We start from the raw sequence: 15,970 nt of genomic DNA, 5'->3' as shown, positions 1-15,970 counted from the left end.
TTACCTCTGGCTGCTTTCTTAGGGCATTCGTTAGGGTGTCGGGAGCTAAGAAACCCACCAGAGACGGGCCGGACATATTCCCCTTTCGGGTCTTGTATTCGCCCACTCCCGACATAACGGGATTTTTCGCAGGCGTAGAGAAACCGCAGACGAAAAAAAGCCGCATGACTGTCGGGTGCGGAGAACCGCTCTGGTTTGTAGAGTTTCTTAGGCTCGGAGTTGAGGGTAGGGGCATCAGGGATGGTCGTCAACCAGCGACTTTTCCTACTGGTAATGAGGCGGAAGGAAACCTGGACAAAGATGCAGAGTAAATTATGCTGTGTTTATATACAGTGCTTGATTGCCATTGAATCCCGCAGCTGCCATATCCGTGTCGCCACGACTCACCTCACGGAATCCAGGAAATTTCATTTACTTTGGAGTTTTGCGGGATAGAATGGTGACCATTCGTCACAGCTTTGACCCAGAGGATCTTCGGGCTCATGAATCTTTTTGAAACACCGTCTTTTGAATCCTTGAGCGAAACAACCTCGGGTTCGTACGAGCCTGATACCCATCCCGTTACTGATCTGGCGCTGCTGCACAAGCTGCTGGAGATCTACGATCAAGGGCAGTTGGCTGAAATTCTCAACGACGTTAGCCCTAGCCACTGGTGCCGTGAAACCATCAATCGCTGGATCAAGGGAAAGGCCTCGCCGAAGCTCTCTCACATTGAGTTCACTCGTCTGAAGGATCTGCTGCCCAAGCGCTTGAACCACAAACCTTCATTCACTTTTATCGATCTCTTTGCCGGCATTGGCGGTATCCGGAAAGGGTTTGAAGCCATCGGTGGCGAGTGCTTGTTCACATCCGAATGGAACAAATACGCCGTTAAAACGTACAAGGCGAACCACTACTGCGATCCTGCTCGTCATCGCTTCAATCTCGATATCCGCTCGGTCACGCTTTCAGACAGGCCCGAAATCAGTGACGAGGAAGCCTACAAGAATATTGATCGTGAAATTCCTGATCACGATGTTCTGTTGGCTGGCTTTCCATGCCAGCCGTTTTCGCTTGCAGGTGTTTCCAAGAAGAATTCTTTGGGGCGCAAGCACGGTTTCGAGTGCGAGACCCAAGGCACTCTGTTTTTCGACGTGGCGCGGATTATTGCCGCGAAACGCCCGGCTGCATTCTTGCTTGAGAACGTGAAAAACCTGAAAAGCCATGACAAGGGCAATACGTTCCGGATCATCTGCGAAGCGTTGGATGAACTCGGCTACGAGGTTGCAGATGTAAATGCGCCAAAGGGGTCAGACCCGAAGGTCATCGATGCCAAGCACTTCGTGCCGCAGCATCGTGAGCGAATCGTGCTGGTCGGTTTCCGCCGTGATCTCAATGTTCACCAAGGATTCACTCTGCGCGACATCAGCAAGCACATACCAAAGCAGCGACCTAGCTTCGGTGATCTGCTCGATAAGGATGTGGACGAGAAGTACATCCTTACCCCGAAGCTATGGGACTATCTATACCGGTACGCCGAGAAGCATCGTGAGAAGGGTAATGGCTTTGGCTTTGGCTTGACTCGTCCAAACGATGTCGCTCGTACGCTGTCGGCGAGATATCACAAGGATGGTTCGGAAATCCTGGTTGACCGTGGGTTTGTAGATACCTTGGATTTCAACAGTGAACTGAATCAGCTCAATCGTCCTCGTCGATTGACTCCGCATGAGTGCTCGCGCCTGATGGGTTTTGACAAGCCTGGGGAAAGCAAATTTGTGATTCCTGTCTCCGATACCCAAGCGTATCGACAGTTTGGGAACTCCGTGGCGGTTCCTGTTTTTGAGGCTGTGGCTCGGTTGATGAAGGAACGGATATTGGCCGCGAAGGAAAAAAACGCTGAAGAGGAAAGACCGCAGTTGGAGTTTGCCCTTCCTGAGTAAGGGGAGGCATCTCTATCCAAGGTCTGGCATATTTTTCTCGTCGACTCCATCCATGAATGCATTAGATAGTTCAAGGTGAACCTTGAGTTTTAAGTCTCCAAGGGTTTACAAAGGAGCTGAACTATCGAGTGCATGGAGGTGAGGTTTGGTCGATGTTGTGGATGCCGTAACCCGATCTCGAATGATGTCTGGCATTAAAGGTAAAAATACCAAGCCAGAGATTTCGATTCGCAGGGCTTTGCATGCCCGCGGGTTTCGCTACCGAATTCACGTCAATAATCTCCCCGGTAAACCTGATCTGGTTTTACCAAAATACAAGGCTGTGGTGTTCGTCCATGGCTGCTTCTGGCATGGACATACCTGTCGCTATTTCAAAGTGCCCCAAACGCGTTCGGATTTCTGGCTGGAGAAAATTGGCAAGAATCGAGCTAGGGATCGGAGCCAGGAGACTGAGCTTTTGAATCAAGGCTGGCGAGTTCTAGTCGTTTGGGAGTGTGCGATTAGGTCAATGAATAGAGAAAAATCTCTAGTATTGATTGACCTAATAGCGGAGTGGCTGATAAACGGTAATGAATATTTACAGATAGACGAAACCGTATGTTCACCGACCGCATCAGTGACTATTTTGAAGGCGTCGCCGCCAAATATTTGAGTGCCGTGGATGCAGACCCTGGGCGTTCCCATCAGCATGAGATCGGTGGCCTTCCTGCTGCTGGATTCAAACAGTATCTAGGTACGCCAGGTAAAAATGAAGAGTATCGGTTCAAAGCCAAGCAAATCTATTTCACAGACGATTCCGATGCTCCTGATGTAAGTGACGGTATGGTTACGTGGTACGACTGTCGGCGAAAACAACCTCATCGAAGTGCCGAGTTTCGACTTTATTACAATAGAAATGTTGTGACTGAGTTGCTTGAGGAGGGGGATTTTCTTCTTGTAGCTAAGATGCGAGATGGATCTCTATTAATGGTTTTCACGCCTGCGGGGAGTACAATTGAAAGTCAGTTAAGGTTGCTCTTTGGATTGGATTACGTTGGCGAGAGCTTTACTTCTGGTACGTTGGATTCGATACAGTTACTTTTACCTTTGCGGTTAATGCTTGAAGATTTAGGGGTCGAAGTAAATAAAGTTGAAACAGGCGATAGTAACTGGTTAGAAAAACTTGTTCAAAATTTTGGTGGGATAGCATTTCCTACCACAAGAGAGTTTTCCTGCTTTGCGAGAAAAACGATTGAGGGTGTGGTCGATCCGTTAGGAAATCCAGATGAAGCTGTTGTTGTCTGGATGGAGCATGAGGAAAAGCTCTTTCGAATTTATGAGCGACATTTAGTACAGCAAAGACTGCGTAGTGGTTTTGGTGAGAATGGTGATGATGTAGATGAGTTTGTCGGCTTTTCTCTGAGCGTACAAAATCGTCGCAAGTCCAGAGTAGGTCATGCTTTTGAGGGGTATTTGGATGAAATCTTCCGGATTCACGGATTACGATTTCAGCAGGGACGGGGCAAAGGCTTAACAACCGAAAATAACTCTAGGCCGGACTTTGTTTTTCCGGGATTCTCTGAGTATCGAAATCCAGAGTTTCCCGCGGAAAAGCTAATAATGCTGGGTGCAAAAACAACATGCAAAGATCGGTGGCGTCAAGTTTTGAGCGAGGCTCATAGAATTCCTCGTAAACATTTAATAACTATGGAAGCTGCTATTAGCGAGCATCAAACTAAAGAGATGATGTCTCATGATTTGAGTTTGGTAGTTCCCGAGCGGATTAAGTCAACATATACAGATCAGCAGAAAGATTGGTTGATTGGGTTGGGCGCGTTTATAGGATTGGTCAAAAATACAGCTACTTAACGTAGCTCAAGTTTATCAATTTCTGCGTATATTTTTATTATTTGCTAAGGAAGGGAAATGGGACTCGATCCAATCAGTCATCTATATGAATACGATTTAGAGGGTTTTCCAGCTGAGTGGTTGCCTTTGACGCATCTCTATGATCCAGACTTACCTCTTTTTCCAATTCTTTACTTTCATGAACTAGATCCATTACTGGCAAAGGATGAACGACCGGGAGCGAAAGATCGAGTATTTGGATTTGTTTATAGCGTGTCATTGATTCGCTCTGAAAATACCGTTCGGATAACGCTCGCGATAAATAAAGATCCATCGTTAGCTGGAGAAAAGCGCTTCATCGACGTTGCCAGAAAAGCTGCAAACTCGAGGCTTGGACTTGATGATCCTGTTACCGAAAAGGATATAAAGGGGGCGTTTGCTGCTGGAGGAGCATTGGACTCTGCGAACCAGATAATTAAAGAGTTATGGCACCAAGTGATAGCTAGTTCCTTTGGCGGGCAGCTGCCATTCGGGCGATGCTGGGATCCAGTATTTGGTCTCGCTAGATTTATCGCTAGTTGGTATTCAGATGGCGGAAGGAAGGGGGAGCTTATACAATTACACTCCTATGTGGCTGCTTTCGGTGAAAAGATTAGTATGGGGGGCGGTATTCATGCTGATTTTTATTTGTTGCCCACTTGGCAGGAATTTATCGATGTAGATAACCCGCTTGCAATATTTGCAAAATATGCATCTCTTGTTGGCGTCGACGGTGCGGCCGCGTATTTTATAGATAAATTTGCCGGCCAAGTGACGGCTGGCGGATTTTCGTACAGTAAGTTTGATTTACCTCGCATGAAAAGTCATTTGGGGCGTCAATTCAAAAGCCTGAATACTGATGCATTTGTTTCGATGATTAATCTTTCTCCAAGAAGTGGCGGTGTAAGGAAGGCGCTTTTCGAGAATTATAATGCTTTTAATCGCGGCCCCTCTAGAGCAGTGCTGTCTTTGCTGATGCATTATGATTTAAGGAATGCTTTCTGGGATCCTTCTAGTTTGAGTCCGGAGGATTGCATTGCTCAATATACTGGGTTGCAAAATAGCTATCAAAGCCCGAAAGTTATGCAGCTTTATGCTCAACAATGCTTCGGTGCAAAGTCGGTACTTCCCATTGATAATTGGATAAAGGTTTTCCTAAAAACACCGCTATCATTAAATGTTGCAAATAAGGTGTTTCATAGTTCTGTTTTTAATAGTAGTGCAGTATGGGGTAAGGTTGAGCGGCTTATTTGGATGGCTGTACAAGCTCGTAAAGTTCATTCTTCCGTTGCGGGCGATATTCTCTGGTGTGTCCGTTATGGTGGGCCTGATAAGCTTATGAGGTCAGCAAATCCATTAAGTTGCAAGGTGTGCTTGGTACATATGCGTAGGTCTTGCCCGTCATATGCTGGAATCAAAAATTTAACCGTGGGCTTTAATGATGGTTCGTCAGGTCGTGAAGATTTTTTAATTAAAACTAATGAAGGAAATAATTTTGCTCAAGGACAGTTCTTTTCTAGCTGTACGGGGAAGGATGGTTCTTATGATGAGTACACACCGAAAGATAGAGAGGCGGAGTTCTCACTTTATCCAAATTCTTCTCATGTTGATGGTGTTAACTTGTCTGTTGAAAAATTTATAAAAACGTATTGAAAAAAAGGGCAGCCTTGCGGCTGCCCTGCTTTTGTTAATTTTACTTTCGTTGGATCAATCCCAGCTCAACGCACCACCAGTTTGGTATTCGATCACGCGCGTCTCAAAGAAATTCTTCTCTTTCTTCAAGTCCATAATCTCGCTCATCCAAGGGAACGGGTTCGTAGTCCCTGGGTATTCCTCTTTCAAACCAATCTGCGACAACCGACGGTTAGCAATGAATTTCAGATAATCCTCCATCATCGCCGCATTCATACCCAACACCCCGCGAGGCATGGTGTCGCGGGCGTATTCGATCTCCAGCTGCGTACCCTGCAGGATCATCTGGGTCGCTTCTTCTTTCATCTCAGCATCCCACAAATGTGGGTTTTCGATTTTGATCTGGTTGATCACGTCGATGCCGAAGTTCAGGTGCATGGATTCGTCGCGCAGGATGTACTGGAACTGCTCGGCGACGCCGGTCATTTTGTTGCGGCGGCCCATGGAGAGGATTTGGGTGAAGCCGCAGTAGAAGAAGATGCCTTCCAGCACGCAGTAGTAGGCGATCAGGTTGCGCAGCAACTCTTTGTCGGTTTCCGGGGTGCCGGTTTCGAACTTCGGATCGGAGATCGAGCGGGTGTACTTCAGGCCCCAGGCTGCTTTTTTCGCGACCGATGGGATCTCGTGGTACATGTTGAAGATTTCGCCTTCATCCATGGCCAGCGATTCGATGCAGTACTGGTAGGCATGGGTGTGGATCGCTTCTTCGAAAGCCTGGCGCAGGATGTACTGGCGGCATTCCGGGTTGGTGATCAGGCGGTACACGGCCAGGACCAGGTTGTTGGCAACCAGGGAGTCGGCGGTGGAGAAGAAGCCGAGGTTGCGCATGACGATGCGGCGCTCGTCGTCGGTCAGGCCTTCCGGGTTTTTCCAGAGGGCGATGTCGGCGGTCATGTTGACTTCTTGCGGCATCCAGTGGTTTGCGCAACCGTCCAGATACTTCTGCCAGGCCCAGTCGTACTTGAATGGCACGAGTTGGTTGAGGTCGGCGCGGCAGTTGATCATGCGCTTTTCGTCAACGGCGACACGGGCGGAGGCGCCTTCGAGTTCGGCGAGGCCTTCGGCGACGTCGAGGGAGTTCAGTGCAGCCTTGGCGCGGGCCACGGCGGCCGAGTCGTCGGCGGTGACGGCGCGGGCTTCCAGCGCTGCGGCGCCGCCGGCGTTGTCGAGGCGGTCCATGTTGGCTTCGCTTGCGTGGCCGGCGTTGGCGCCTTTCACGGTTGCGACTTCACTGTCTTCTTTATCGAATTCGTCCCAGCTCAGCATGACGTGTCGTCTCCTGCGTGAGGGCTTGTGCCCGTGTGAAACCTGAAGGGTTGGTTTTTCACACGGCCAAACAAGCCGCATTGGATGTCGTTTTTTGCAGCGCTGCACGCAGGCAAATAAACAGAAATTTTGACGGGTTCCGAGAGCCTCTGATGGGCGCAATCAGCGTCGGGCACTGTTGCGGGGCTTCAGAATGGCTTTTGCTCCCTGTAAGGGAATATTGCTGACCCGTATAGGGCGGCATTATAGGGAAATTTTTACCGGCGTGGTGCGGCGAATCGGCTCATGGCGAGGCCGAGGAGGGGGTGGATTTCGGTCCGACCGAGGGATTACAGGGCTTTGCGCGGAATCGACCCGAGCAGATTTTTTTTCGTTAATTTTTTGGCAGGTGGTTTTTTGTTTAAAAAATAGCCAGAAAAGTGGGTTTTTCACTATATCTAGTGTTTTGCAAGCCTTTTTCGCGGCTCCAGACACAACTGAGCCCGACCGAAGCCGGGCTGGAATAGACCCTCAATGTAGCGCTGAGCGATCCGATTCGGTGCAGTCTGATTCAGTTCGTGCAGCCGTTGCCCATGATGCTGTAGCGCAGGATGTGGCGTTGGCCTTTGGAGTCGTCGTATTCCATTTTTGCCGGTACAACTTCGCAGACATTTGGAATTTCGCTCATCGATACAACTTTGGCGATGTCCAGGTGTGTGGAGTAAGTGTATTCCTCGATGACCGGTTGTTGCTGTGCGACATCAGTCGGGACCTCGTCTGCCATGGCGGTTGCGCACAGACTGCTGAGGGCCAGAACCAATAAAGCTTTCATTTCTAATTCACCTTTTTGAGGTCGAGTGGGGTCACGCAACCTTTTTAGGGTTGCGTGTGGAGCTTGAGTATTTGATGCGTTACTTGGAGAGCTGGATTAACGGCCTTCGTGGGGGCTGTAACGTTGTTAATCGCGGTTGCCTTGTTGGCGAGGTGAATTTTAGGGCGGTGGGATGCAGGTAAACAGGGGCGGTTTTGATAAACACTTTTGATAGATTTGGTAACAATCGATTGAGGTCTTGGTGTCCGGCCGGATGGGGTTTGCCTGACGGACCGCGTTGACTGCATCGCTGGCAAGCCAGCTCCCACATGGAATGCGGACATTTTGTAGGGGCTTGTTACTACCATCGTCGAATGGTTCTATGGGCCCCACCCGGCTACAACGGGGTCATACAAAAACAACTATTACACCGAGGTAGGAAAGATGAGTGCGGCTTCTCTGTATCCCGTTCGTCCCGAGGTTCTGGCAAACACGCTGACTGACGAGGCGACCTACAAAGCCATGTACCAGCAGTCGGTCGTCAACCCTGACGGCTTCTGGCGCGAGCAAGCCAAGCGTCTGGACTGGATCAAGCCTTTCACCACGGTGAAGCAGACGTCGTTCGACGATCACCATGTCGACATCAAGTGGTTTGCCGACGGCACCTTGAACGTTTCCTATAACTGCCTCGACCGTCATCTGGCCGAGCGCGGCGATCAAGTCGCGATCATCTGGGAAGGCGACGATCCTTCCGAAAGCCGCAACATCACCTACCGCGAACTGCACGAGCAAGTGTGCAAACTGGCCAACGCCCTGCGCGGTCAGGACGTACACCGTGGCGACGTGGTGACCATTTACATGCCGATGATTCCCGAAGCCGTGGTCGCCATGTTGGCTTGCACCCGGATCGGCGCGATTCACTCGGTGGTGTTCGGCGGTTTCTCGCCGGAAGCCCTGGCCGGTCGCATCATCGACTGCCGCTCGAAAGTGGTGATCACCGCTGACGAAGGCATCCGTGCCGGCAAGAAGATTTCCCTCAAGGCCAACGTCGATGACGCGCTGACCAACCCGGAAACCAGCAGCATCCAAAAAGTCATCGTCTGCAAACGCACCGGTGGCGACATCAAGTGGAACCAGCATCGCGACATCTGGTACGAAGACCTGATGAAGGTCGCAGGCACCGTCTGCGCGCCGAAAGAGATGGGCGCCGAAGAAGCGTTGTTCATCCTTTATACCTCCGGTTCCACTGGCAAGCCGAAGGGCGTGCAGCACACCACCGGCGGTTATCTGCTGTATGCGGCGATGACCCACGAGCGCGTGTTCGACTATCGTCCAGGCGAAATCTACTGGTGCACCGCCGACGTCGGCTGGGTCACCGGCCACAGTTACATCGTCTACGGCCCGCTGGCCAACGGCGCGACCACCGTGCTGTTCGAAGGTGTGCCGAACTACCCGGACATCACCCGGGTGGCGAAGATCATCGACAAGCACAAGGTCAACATCCTCTACACCGCGCCGACCGCGATCCGCGCGATGATGGCCTCGGGTCAGGCCGCCGTGGAAGGCGCCGATGGCAGCAGCCTGCGCCTGCTCGGTTCGGTCGGTGAGCCGATCAACCCGGAAGCCTGGGACTGGTACTACAAGAATGTCGGCAAGTCGCGTTGCCCGATCGTCGATACCTGGTGGCAGACCGAGACTGGCGGCAACATGATGAGCCCGCTGCCGGGTGCCCACGCGCTGAAGCCGGGTTCGGCGGCGCGTCCGTTCTTCGGTGTGGTGCCGGCACTGGTCGACAACCTCGGCAACATCATCGAGGGCGAGGCCGAGGGCAATCTGGTGATTCTCGATTCGTGGCCGGGTCAGGCGCGTACGTTGTACGGCGATCACGATCGTTTCGTCGATACCTACTTCAAGACCTTCCGTGGCATGTACTTCACCGGTGACGGCGCGCGTCGCGATGCCGATGGTTACTACTGGATCACCGGGCGCGTGGACGATGTGCTCAACGTCTCCGGCCACCGCATGGGCACCGCCGAGATCGAGAGCGCGATGGTCGCCCATCCGAAGGTTGCCGAAGCTGCGGTGGTGGGCGTGCCGCATGACATCAAGGGGCAGGGCATCTACGTCTATGTGACCTTGAAGAATGGCGAGGAGCCGACCGAGCAACTGCGTCTGGAGCTGAAGAACTGGGTGCGCAAGGAGATCGGCCCGATTGCTTCGCCGGACGTGATCCAGTGGGCGCCGGGGCTGCCGAAGACCCGTTCGGGCAAGATCATGCGCCGCATCCTGCGCAAGATTGCCACGGCGGAATACGATGGCTTGGGCGATATCTCGACCCTGGCGGATCCGGGTGTGGTGCAGCATTTGATTGATACGCACAAGACCATGAATGTTGCTTAAGTAGCGGTTTGATGTGCTGAAAAGCCCTGTTCGGTTTTCGCCGGACAGGGCTTTTTTGTGTCTGCAGGTTTTGTGCGGGTAGGATTTGGCCTCATCGCTGGCAAGCCAGCTCCCACAGGTTTTTGATCGTTCCCACGCGGAGCGTGGGAACGATCAGCGACTCAACCAATAATTATCGATCTGCACCGTCAGACCTTTCCCGCTGTTACCCGCCACAACCCAATGTGTAACCGCCCGCGCCAAACCGGGGCGAAGGGAAACGCGGTGCGCCGTTTTAGAGCCTCCAAAGCCCCGCTGGAAAATAAGACATAACGCTGCGCTTGCCGGATTAGAAGGGTTTGCGAATAATGGGCCCGCAACTTGCAATATGTATCGGTTCACTGTCTTTCGCTCTTGCATGAAATTGCAGGGCTGTCAATGAGCTCAAACCGCTTTCTCGGTGCATCTGTAATTAGTTGTCGCATTGAAGAAATATCGGCTTCGGGCCTGTCGTTAGAATGCCGATCACTCGCTCATCGTGGCTGACGTTGAAATCGCCTGCGGTTTCAACGAGAAATTTCCGCCGATGCGCAACCGATTTCCGATTCACCCATTCGCATATTGGGCTGTCGCTCACTCTGCCGTTTTTGCCCTTTACCGATGGAGTCCCAAGATGAAGAAACTTGTGCTGCTTGGCGCCCTGGCACTGTCCGTGCTGTCGCTGAATGCCGTCGCTGACGAAAAACCTGTGAAGATCGGCATCGAAGCGGCTTACCCTCCATTCGCTTCGAAAGCACCGGACGGCAGCATCGTCGGTTTCGACTACGACATCGGCAACGCGCTGTGCGAAGAGATGAAGGTCAAGTGCGTTTGGGTCGAGCAAGAGTTCGACGGTCTGATCCCGGCTCTCAAAGTGCGCAAGATCGACGCGATCCTGTCGTCGATGTCGATCACCGAAGATCGCAAGAAGTCGGTCGACTTCACCAACAAGTACTACAACACCCCGGCGCGTCTGGTCATGAAGGCCGGCACTCAGGTCAGCGAAGGTCTGGCTGAACTGAAGGGCAAGAACATCGGCGTACAGCGTGGCTCGATCCACGAGCGTTTCGCCCGCGAAGTTCTGGCTCCACTGGGCGCCGAGATCAAGCCGTACGGCTCGCAGAACGAAATCTACCTCGACGTGGCTGCCGGTCGCCTCGACGGTACCGTGGCTGACGCCACCCTGCTGGACGATGGTTTCCTGAAAACCGACGCCGGCAAAGGCTTCGCATTCGTTGGCCCGGCCTTCACCGACGTCAAATACTTCGGCGACGGCGTAGGTATCGCAGTGCGCAAGGGCGACGCCCTGAAAGACAAGATCAACACTGCCATCGCGGCCATCCGCGAAAACGGCAAATACAAAGCAATCCAGGACAAGTACTTCGCCTTCGACATCTACGGCAAGTAAGACGTCTCTGCGACAAGTCCGAAATGGCGCAAGCAACAGAATCTCTGCGGTTTGCGCCATTTTTTCATCCCAACTTTCGAGGACCTGAATCATGTTGAAAGGCTACGGGGCTGTCATCCTCGATGGCGCATGGCTGACGCTTCAGCTCGCCTTGTCGTCCATGGCTCTGGCCATCGTTCTCGGGCTGATCGGTGTCGCGTTGCGCCTGTCGCCGGTGCGCTGGCTGGCGTGGCTGGGCGACCTGTATTCGACGGTGATCCGCGGCATTCCCGATCTGGTGCTGATCCTGCTGATCTTCTACGGCGGTCAGGACTTGCTCAACCGCGTCGCGCCGATGCTTGGCTACGACGACTACATCGACCTGAACCCGCTGGCCGCCGGTATCGGTACCCTCGGTTTCATCTTCGGTGCGTACCTCTCGGAAACCTTCCGTGGCGCGTTCATGGCGATCCCCAAGGGCCAGGCCGAAGCGGGCATGGCGTACGGCATGAGCAGTTTTCAGGTGTTCTTCCGGGTGATGGTGCCGCAGATGATTCGTCTGGCGATTCCCGGCTTCACCAACAACTGGCTGGTACTGACCAAGGCCACCGCGCTGATTTCCGTGGTCGGTCTGCAAGACATGATGTTCAAGGCCAAGCAGGCGGCGGATGCCACGCGCGAGCCTTTCACCTTCTTCCTCGCAGTGGCGGCGATGTACCTGGTGATCACCAGTGTTTCGTTGCTGGCATTGCGTCACCTTGAGAAGCGCTACTCGGTAGGCGTAAGGGCGGCTGATCTATGATCTTCGACTACAACGTCATCTGGGAGGCACTGCCGCTGTACTTCGGCGGCTTGCTGACCACCCTCAAACTGCTCGCGCTGTCGCTGTTCTTCGGCTTGCTCGCGGCGTTGCCGCTGGGGCTGATGCGCGTCTCGAAAAACCCGTTCGTCAACGGCGCCGCGTGGCTGTACACCTACGTGATTCGCGGCACGCCGATGCTGGTGCAGCTGTTCCTGATCTACTACGGTCTGGCCCAGTTCGAAGCGGTACGCGAAAGCTTCCTGTGGCCGTGGCTGTCCAGCGCAACGTTCTGTGCCTGTCTGGCTTTTGCCGTGAACACCAGCGCCTACACCGCAGAAATCATTGCCGGCAGCCTGAAGGCCACGCCGAACGGTGAGATCGAAGCGGCCAAGGCCATGGGCATGTCGCGCTTCAAGCTGTACAAGCGCATTCTGCTGCCGTCGGCCCTGCGCCGCGCGCTGCCGCAGTACAGCAACGAAGTGATCATGATGCTGCAGACCACCAGTCTGGCGTCGATCGTGACCCTGATCGACATCACTGGCGCGGCACGTACCGTCAACGCGCAGTTCTACCTGCCGTTCGAGGCGTACATCACCGCTGGCGTGTTCTACCTGTGCCTGACCTTCATTCTGGTCAAGCTGTTCAAACTGGCCGAGCGTCGCTGGTTGAGCTACCTCGCGCCACGGAAGCACTGATATGCAACGCATTGATCACGTATTGCCGTGGAGCCACTTGGGCAGCGAGCGCAAGGTTTCGGTTTTCCGTTTCGGCAGCGGCGAGCGCAAGGCCTACATCCAGGCCAGCCTGCACGCCGATGAACTGCCGGGCATGCGCACCGCCTGGGAGCTGAAAAAGCGCCTCGGCGAACTCGAAGCGCAAGGCTTGCTCAACGGCGTGATCGAGCTGGTGCCGGTGGCCAATCCGTTGGGTCTCGGGCAATTGCTGCAAGGCAATTTCCAGGGCCGTTTCGAGGCGGGCAGCGGCAAGAATTTCAACCGTGATTTCGTCGAGCTCAGCGCGCCGGTCGCGGCGGCACTGGGCGAAAAACTCGGTGATGATCCGCACGCCAATGTGCGCCTGATCCGCCAGGCAATGGCCGACCACCTGGCCGGCTTGCCTGAAGCAAGCAGCCAGTTGCAAGGCATGCAACGTGTGCTGCTCAGCCACGCCTGCACCGCCGATGTGGTGCTGGATCTGCACTGCGATGCCGAAGCCGCGCTGCACATGTATGCGCTGCCGCAGCACTGGCCGCAGTGGCGTTCGCTGTCGGCACACCTGCACGTCAAGGTTGGTTTGCTCGCGGAAGATTCCGGCGGCAGCTCTTTCGATGAGGCGTGCTCGTTGCCGTGGCTGCGCCTGTCGCGGCAGTTTCCCGATGCGCAGATTCCGCTGGCGTGTCTGGCGACGACGATCGAGCTGGGCGGGCAGGCCGACACCGGCCGCGTCGAAGCCGAGGCTTATGCTGAAGGCATTCTGGCGTTCCTTGCCGAGCAAGGTCTGATCACCGGCGAGTGGCCGGACCCGGCCTTCGAACCGTGCGAAGGCATGCCGTTCGAAGGCACCGAATTGCTGTTTGCGCCGCACCCCGGTGTGGTGAGTTTTTCCCGCAGGCCCGGCGAATGGGTCGAGGCGGGCGATGAAATTTTTCAAGTGATCGACCCTGTGTCCGATCGGGTCAGCACGGTATGTGCTGGTACGTCCGGGGTGCTGTTTGCCATTGAACGGCTGCGCTATGCCCAACCCGGTTTCTGGCTGGCCAAGGTGGCGGGGCGCGAAGCGCTGCGTCACGGGCGCTTGCTCAACGACTGACTGACTGTTTTTGTGAGAACCGACCGCATGTACAAACTTGAAGTCCAAGACCTGCATAAACGCTATGGCAGTCACGAAGTGCTCAAGGGCGTGTCCCTGAAAGCCGCCGCCGGCGATGTGATCAGCATCATCGGCTCCAGTGGCTCCGGCAAAAGTACTTTCCTGCGTTGCATCAACCTGCTCGAGCAGCCGCACGCCGGCAAGATCCTGCTCAACAACGAAGAGCTGAAGCTGGTGGCGAACAAGGACGGCGCGCTGAAAGCCGCTGATCCGAAGCAGCTGCAACGCATGCGTTCGCGCCTGTCGATGGTGTTTCAGCATTTCAACCTGTGGTCGCACATGACCGCGATTGAAAACATCATGGAAGCGCCGGTGCACGTGCTTGGCGTACCCAAATATGAAGCCCGCGAAAAAGCCGAGTACTACCTGAACAAGGTTGGCGTGGCCCATCGCAAAGACGCGTTCCCGGGGCACATGTCCGGTGGCGAGCAGCAGCGTGTAGCGATCGCCCGGGCGCTGGCGATGGAGCCGGAAGTGATGCTGTTCGACGAACCGACCTCGGCCCTTGACCCGGAACTGGTCGGCGACGTGCTGAAAGTCATGCAGGCGCTGGCGCAGGAAGGCCGCACCATGGTGGTGGTGACCCACGAAATGGGCTTCGCCCGTGAAGTGTCGAATCAGTTGGTGTTCCTGCACAAGGGCGTCGTCGAAGAAAGCGGCAACCCGCGCGAAGTGCTGGTCAACCCGCAGTCGGAACGCTTGCAGCAGTTTCTGTCGGGCAGCCTGAAATAAATCAGGGCTGCCGTTGTGCACCAGATTAGGTCATGCTTCGCGATCTTCTGGCTGGCTCAGTTCCCCTGTGGGAGCTGCCGAGTGCAACGAGGCTGCGATCTTTTGATCTTGTTTTTCAAAAATCAAAAGATCGCAGCCTTCGGCAGCTCCTACATGGATCTGTGTCGGACTCAGGATTTGTATTCATTTCCGGGCTAGCATTGGCCCATGCCTTCATCACCGTTGTTCGTTTCGGATTGCCCGCCCATGACTGCCCATCGAATTGGTTTCCTGATTTGGCCCAGCACTAAAGCGTTGACGCTGGCGCTGGCGGAGGAGGCCTTGCGTGTTGCGCAGCGGGTGCACCCGGACGTGGTTTACGAACTGTCGTTCTTGCAGGCCGAGCCGCAGAGCGAAGGGGCCTGGCAATTGCCCGGCGAACCCTGGGCCGGCAAGCTCGAGAATTTCCAGAAACTGTTCCTGCTCGCCGACGAGCCACCGACCACCCTGGCGCCGGCGCTGAGCAGTGCGCTCAAACAACTGGTGCGTGCCGGTTGCGTGATCGGTGGTCTGTCGGCCGGTGTCTATCCGCTGGCCCAGCTCGGTTTGCTCGACGGTTATCGCGCCGCCGTGCACTGGCGCTGGCAGGACGATTTCGCTGAGCGCTTCCCGAAAGTCATCGCCACCAGTCATCTGTTCGACTGGGATCGCGATCGTCTGACCGCTTGCGGCGGCATGTCGGTGCTCGACCTGTTGCTGGCGGTGCTGGCCCGCGATCACGGTGCGGAACTGGCCGGTGCGGTGTCGGAAGAACTGGTCGTTGAGCGCATCCGCGAGGGCGGTGAGCGTCAGCGCATTCCATTGCAGAATCGCCTCGGCTCCAGCCATCCGAAGCTCACCCAGGCGGTGTTGCTGATGGAAGCCAACATCGAAGAGCCGCTGACCACCGACGAAATCGCCCAGCACGTGTGCGTATCCCGTCGGCAACTGGAGCGGATCTTCAAGCAATACCTCAACCGCGTGCCGAGCCAGTACTACCTGGAACTGCGCCTGAACAAGGCCCGGCAGATGTTGATGCAGACCAGCAAGTCGATCATCCAGATCGGCCTGTCGTGTGGCTTCTCCTCGGGGCCGCACTTCTCCAGCGCCTATCGCAATTTCTTCGGTGCCACGCCGCGGGAAGATCGCAACCAGCGACGCAGCAGCAGCCCGTTCGAATTGTCGTCAGTGCCGCCGGAGCGTGGCTGAGC

Annotated in this window: 13 protein-coding genes; 11 read left to right on the top strand and 2 right to left on the bottom strand. The window is 54.6% G+C overall.

All coding sequences use genetic code 11. The features are described from left to right. Positions 1-482: 482 nt before the first annotated feature. The 4 genes from dcm (at position 483) to D8U61_RS02110 (ending at position 5,438) form a co-directional block, all read left to right on the top strand. Positions 483-1,919, top strand: a complete 1,437-nt coding sequence (gene dcm, locus D8U61_RS02125; RefSeq protein WP_130926339.1) for a DNA (cytosine-5-)-methyltransferase — start codon at positions 483-485, stop codon at positions 1,917-1,919. A 145-nt stretch (positions 1,920-2,064) separates the two neighbouring features. Continuing rightward, positions 2,065-2,571, top strand: coding sequence for a very short patch repair endonuclease (locus D8U61_RS02120; protein ID WP_130926338.1), 507 nt, complete (start codon positions 2,065-2,067; stop codon positions 2,569-2,571). Further along, a complete protein-coding gene (locus D8U61_RS02115) occupies positions 2,517-3,767 on the top strand; it encodes a type II restriction endonuclease (protein ID WP_130926337.1) in 1,251 nt (416 codons plus the stop codon). The genes D8U61_RS02120 and D8U61_RS02115 overlap by 55 nt, the downstream gene beginning before the upstream one ends. A gap of 57 nt (positions 3,768-3,824) precedes the next feature. Further along, the gene (locus tag D8U61_RS02110; RefSeq protein ID WP_130926336.1) at positions 3,825-5,438 is read left to right on the top strand and encodes a hypothetical protein; all 1,614 of its coding nucleotides are present in this window, start codon (positions 3,825-3,827) and stop codon (positions 5,436-5,438) included. 54 nt (positions 5,439-5,492) lie between these two features. Here the strand turns inward: D8U61_RS02110 and D8U61_RS02105 are convergent, their stop codons facing one another. Further along, entirely contained in the window at positions 5,493-6,743 is a 1,251-nt protein-coding gene (locus D8U61_RS02105) for a ribonucleotide-diphosphate reductase subunit beta (RefSeq protein ID WP_016773579.1), read from the bottom strand. Between the two features lie 550 nt (positions 6,744-7,293). Next, a complete protein-coding gene (locus tag D8U61_RS02100) occupies positions 7,294-7,554 on the bottom strand; it encodes a DUF2790 domain-containing protein (RefSeq protein WP_016773580.1) in 261 nt (86 codons plus the stop codon). 423 nt (positions 7,555-7,977) lie between these two features. Between D8U61_RS02100 and acs the strand changes: the two genes are divergently transcribed. The 7 genes from acs (at position 7,978) to argR (ending at position 15,968) form a co-directional block, all read left to right on the top strand. Further along, complete coding sequence (gene acs, locus D8U61_RS02095; RefSeq protein WP_016773581.1) at positions 7,978-9,933, top strand: acetate--CoA ligase; 1,956 nt, start codon at positions 7,978-7,980, stop codon at positions 9,931-9,933. Between the two features lie 652 nt (positions 9,934-10,585). Next, on the top strand, positions 10,586-11,359 hold the full coding sequence (locus D8U61_RS02090; RefSeq protein WP_024014020.1) for an ABC transporter substrate-binding protein: 774 nt from the start codon (positions 10,586-10,588) through the stop codon (positions 11,357-11,359). Between the two features lie 91 nt (positions 11,360-11,450). Continuing rightward, positions 11,451-12,140 (top strand): ABC transporter permease, encoded by a 690-nt coding sequence (locus tag D8U61_RS02085; RefSeq protein WP_016773583.1) that lies wholly within the window; start codon positions 11,451-11,453, stop codon positions 12,138-12,140. After that, complete coding sequence (locus D8U61_RS02080) at positions 12,137-12,835, top strand: ABC transporter permease (protein ID WP_122507650.1); 699 nt, start codon at positions 12,137-12,139, stop codon at positions 12,833-12,835. Before D8U61_RS02085 ends, D8U61_RS02080 begins: the two co-directional genes overlap by 4 nt. A gap of 1 nt (position 12,836) precedes the next feature. Beyond that, a complete protein-coding gene (locus D8U61_RS02075; RefSeq protein WP_130926335.1) occupies positions 12,837-13,949 on the top strand; it encodes a succinylglutamate desuccinylase/aspartoacylase family protein in 1,113 nt (370 codons plus the stop codon). Positions 13,950-13,976: 27 nt separating this feature from the next. Beyond that, positions 13,977-14,741 carry an ATP-binding cassette domain-containing protein gene (locus D8U61_RS02070; RefSeq protein WP_007912705.1) on the top strand — a complete coding sequence of 255 codons (765 nt, stop codon included), beginning with the start codon at positions 13,977-13,979 and terminating at the stop codon, positions 14,739-14,741. A gap of 246 nt (positions 14,742-14,987) precedes the next feature. Further along, positions 14,988-15,968, top strand: a complete 981-nt coding sequence (argR, locus tag D8U61_RS02065; protein WP_024014018.1) for a transcriptional regulator ArgR — start codon at positions 14,988-14,990, stop codon at positions 15,966-15,968. The last annotated feature ends 2 nt before the right edge of the window (positions 15,969-15,970 follow it).

This window comes from Pseudomonas sp. Sample_14 (assembly GCF_004307515.1).
Classification (GTDB): domain Bacteria; phylum Pseudomonadota; class Gammaproteobacteria; order Pseudomonadales; family Pseudomonadaceae; genus Aquipseudomonas; species Aquipseudomonas atacamensis.
This window is presented reverse-complemented; position numbering and strand designations above follow the sequence as displayed.

Bases quoted from the DNA above. Each gene is read 5' to 3' on its own strand.
- D8U61_RS02075 (WP_130926335.1), top strand. From the start codon at position 12,837: ATGCAACGCATTGATCACGTATTGCCGTGGAGCCACTTGGGCAGCGAG.
- D8U61_RS02085 (WP_016773583.1), top strand. From the start codon at position 11,451: ATGTTGAAAGGCTACGGGGCTGTCATCCTCGATGGCGCATGGCTGACG.
- D8U61_RS02070 (WP_007912705.1), top strand. From the start codon at position 13,977: ATGTACAAACTTGAAGTCCAAGACCTGCATAAACGCTATGGCAGTCAC.
- dcm (WP_130926339.1), top strand. From the start codon at position 483: ATGAATCTTTTTGAAACACCGTCTTTTGAATCCTTGAGCGAAACAACC.
- D8U61_RS02080 (WP_122507650.1), top strand. From the start codon at position 12,137: ATGATCTTCGACTACAACGTCATCTGGGAGGCACTGCCGCTGTACTTC.
- D8U61_RS02105 (WP_016773579.1), bottom strand. From the start codon at position 6,743: ATGCTGAGCTGGGACGAATTCGATAAAGAAGACAGTGAAGTCGCAACC.
- D8U61_RS02100 (WP_016773580.1), bottom strand. From the start codon at position 7,554: ATGAAAGCTTTATTGGTTCTGGCCCTCAGCAGTCTGTGCGCAACCGCC.
- acs (WP_016773581.1), top strand. From the start codon at position 7,978: ATGAGTGCGGCTTCTCTGTATCCCGTTCGTCCCGAGGTTCTGGCAAAC.
- D8U61_RS02090 (WP_024014020.1), top strand. From the start codon at position 10,586: ATGAAGAAACTTGTGCTGCTTGGCGCCCTGGCACTGTCCGTGCTGTCG.
- D8U61_RS02110 (WP_130926336.1), top strand. From the start codon at position 3,825: ATGGGACTCGATCCAATCAGTCATCTATATGAATACGATTTAGAGGGT.
- D8U61_RS02115 (WP_130926337.1), top strand. From the start codon at position 2,517: ATGTTCACCGACCGCATCAGTGACTATTTTGAAGGCGTCGCCGCCAAA.
- argR (WP_024014018.1), top strand. From the start codon at position 14,988: ATGACTGCCCATCGAATTGGTTTCCTGATTTGGCCCAGCACTAAAGCG.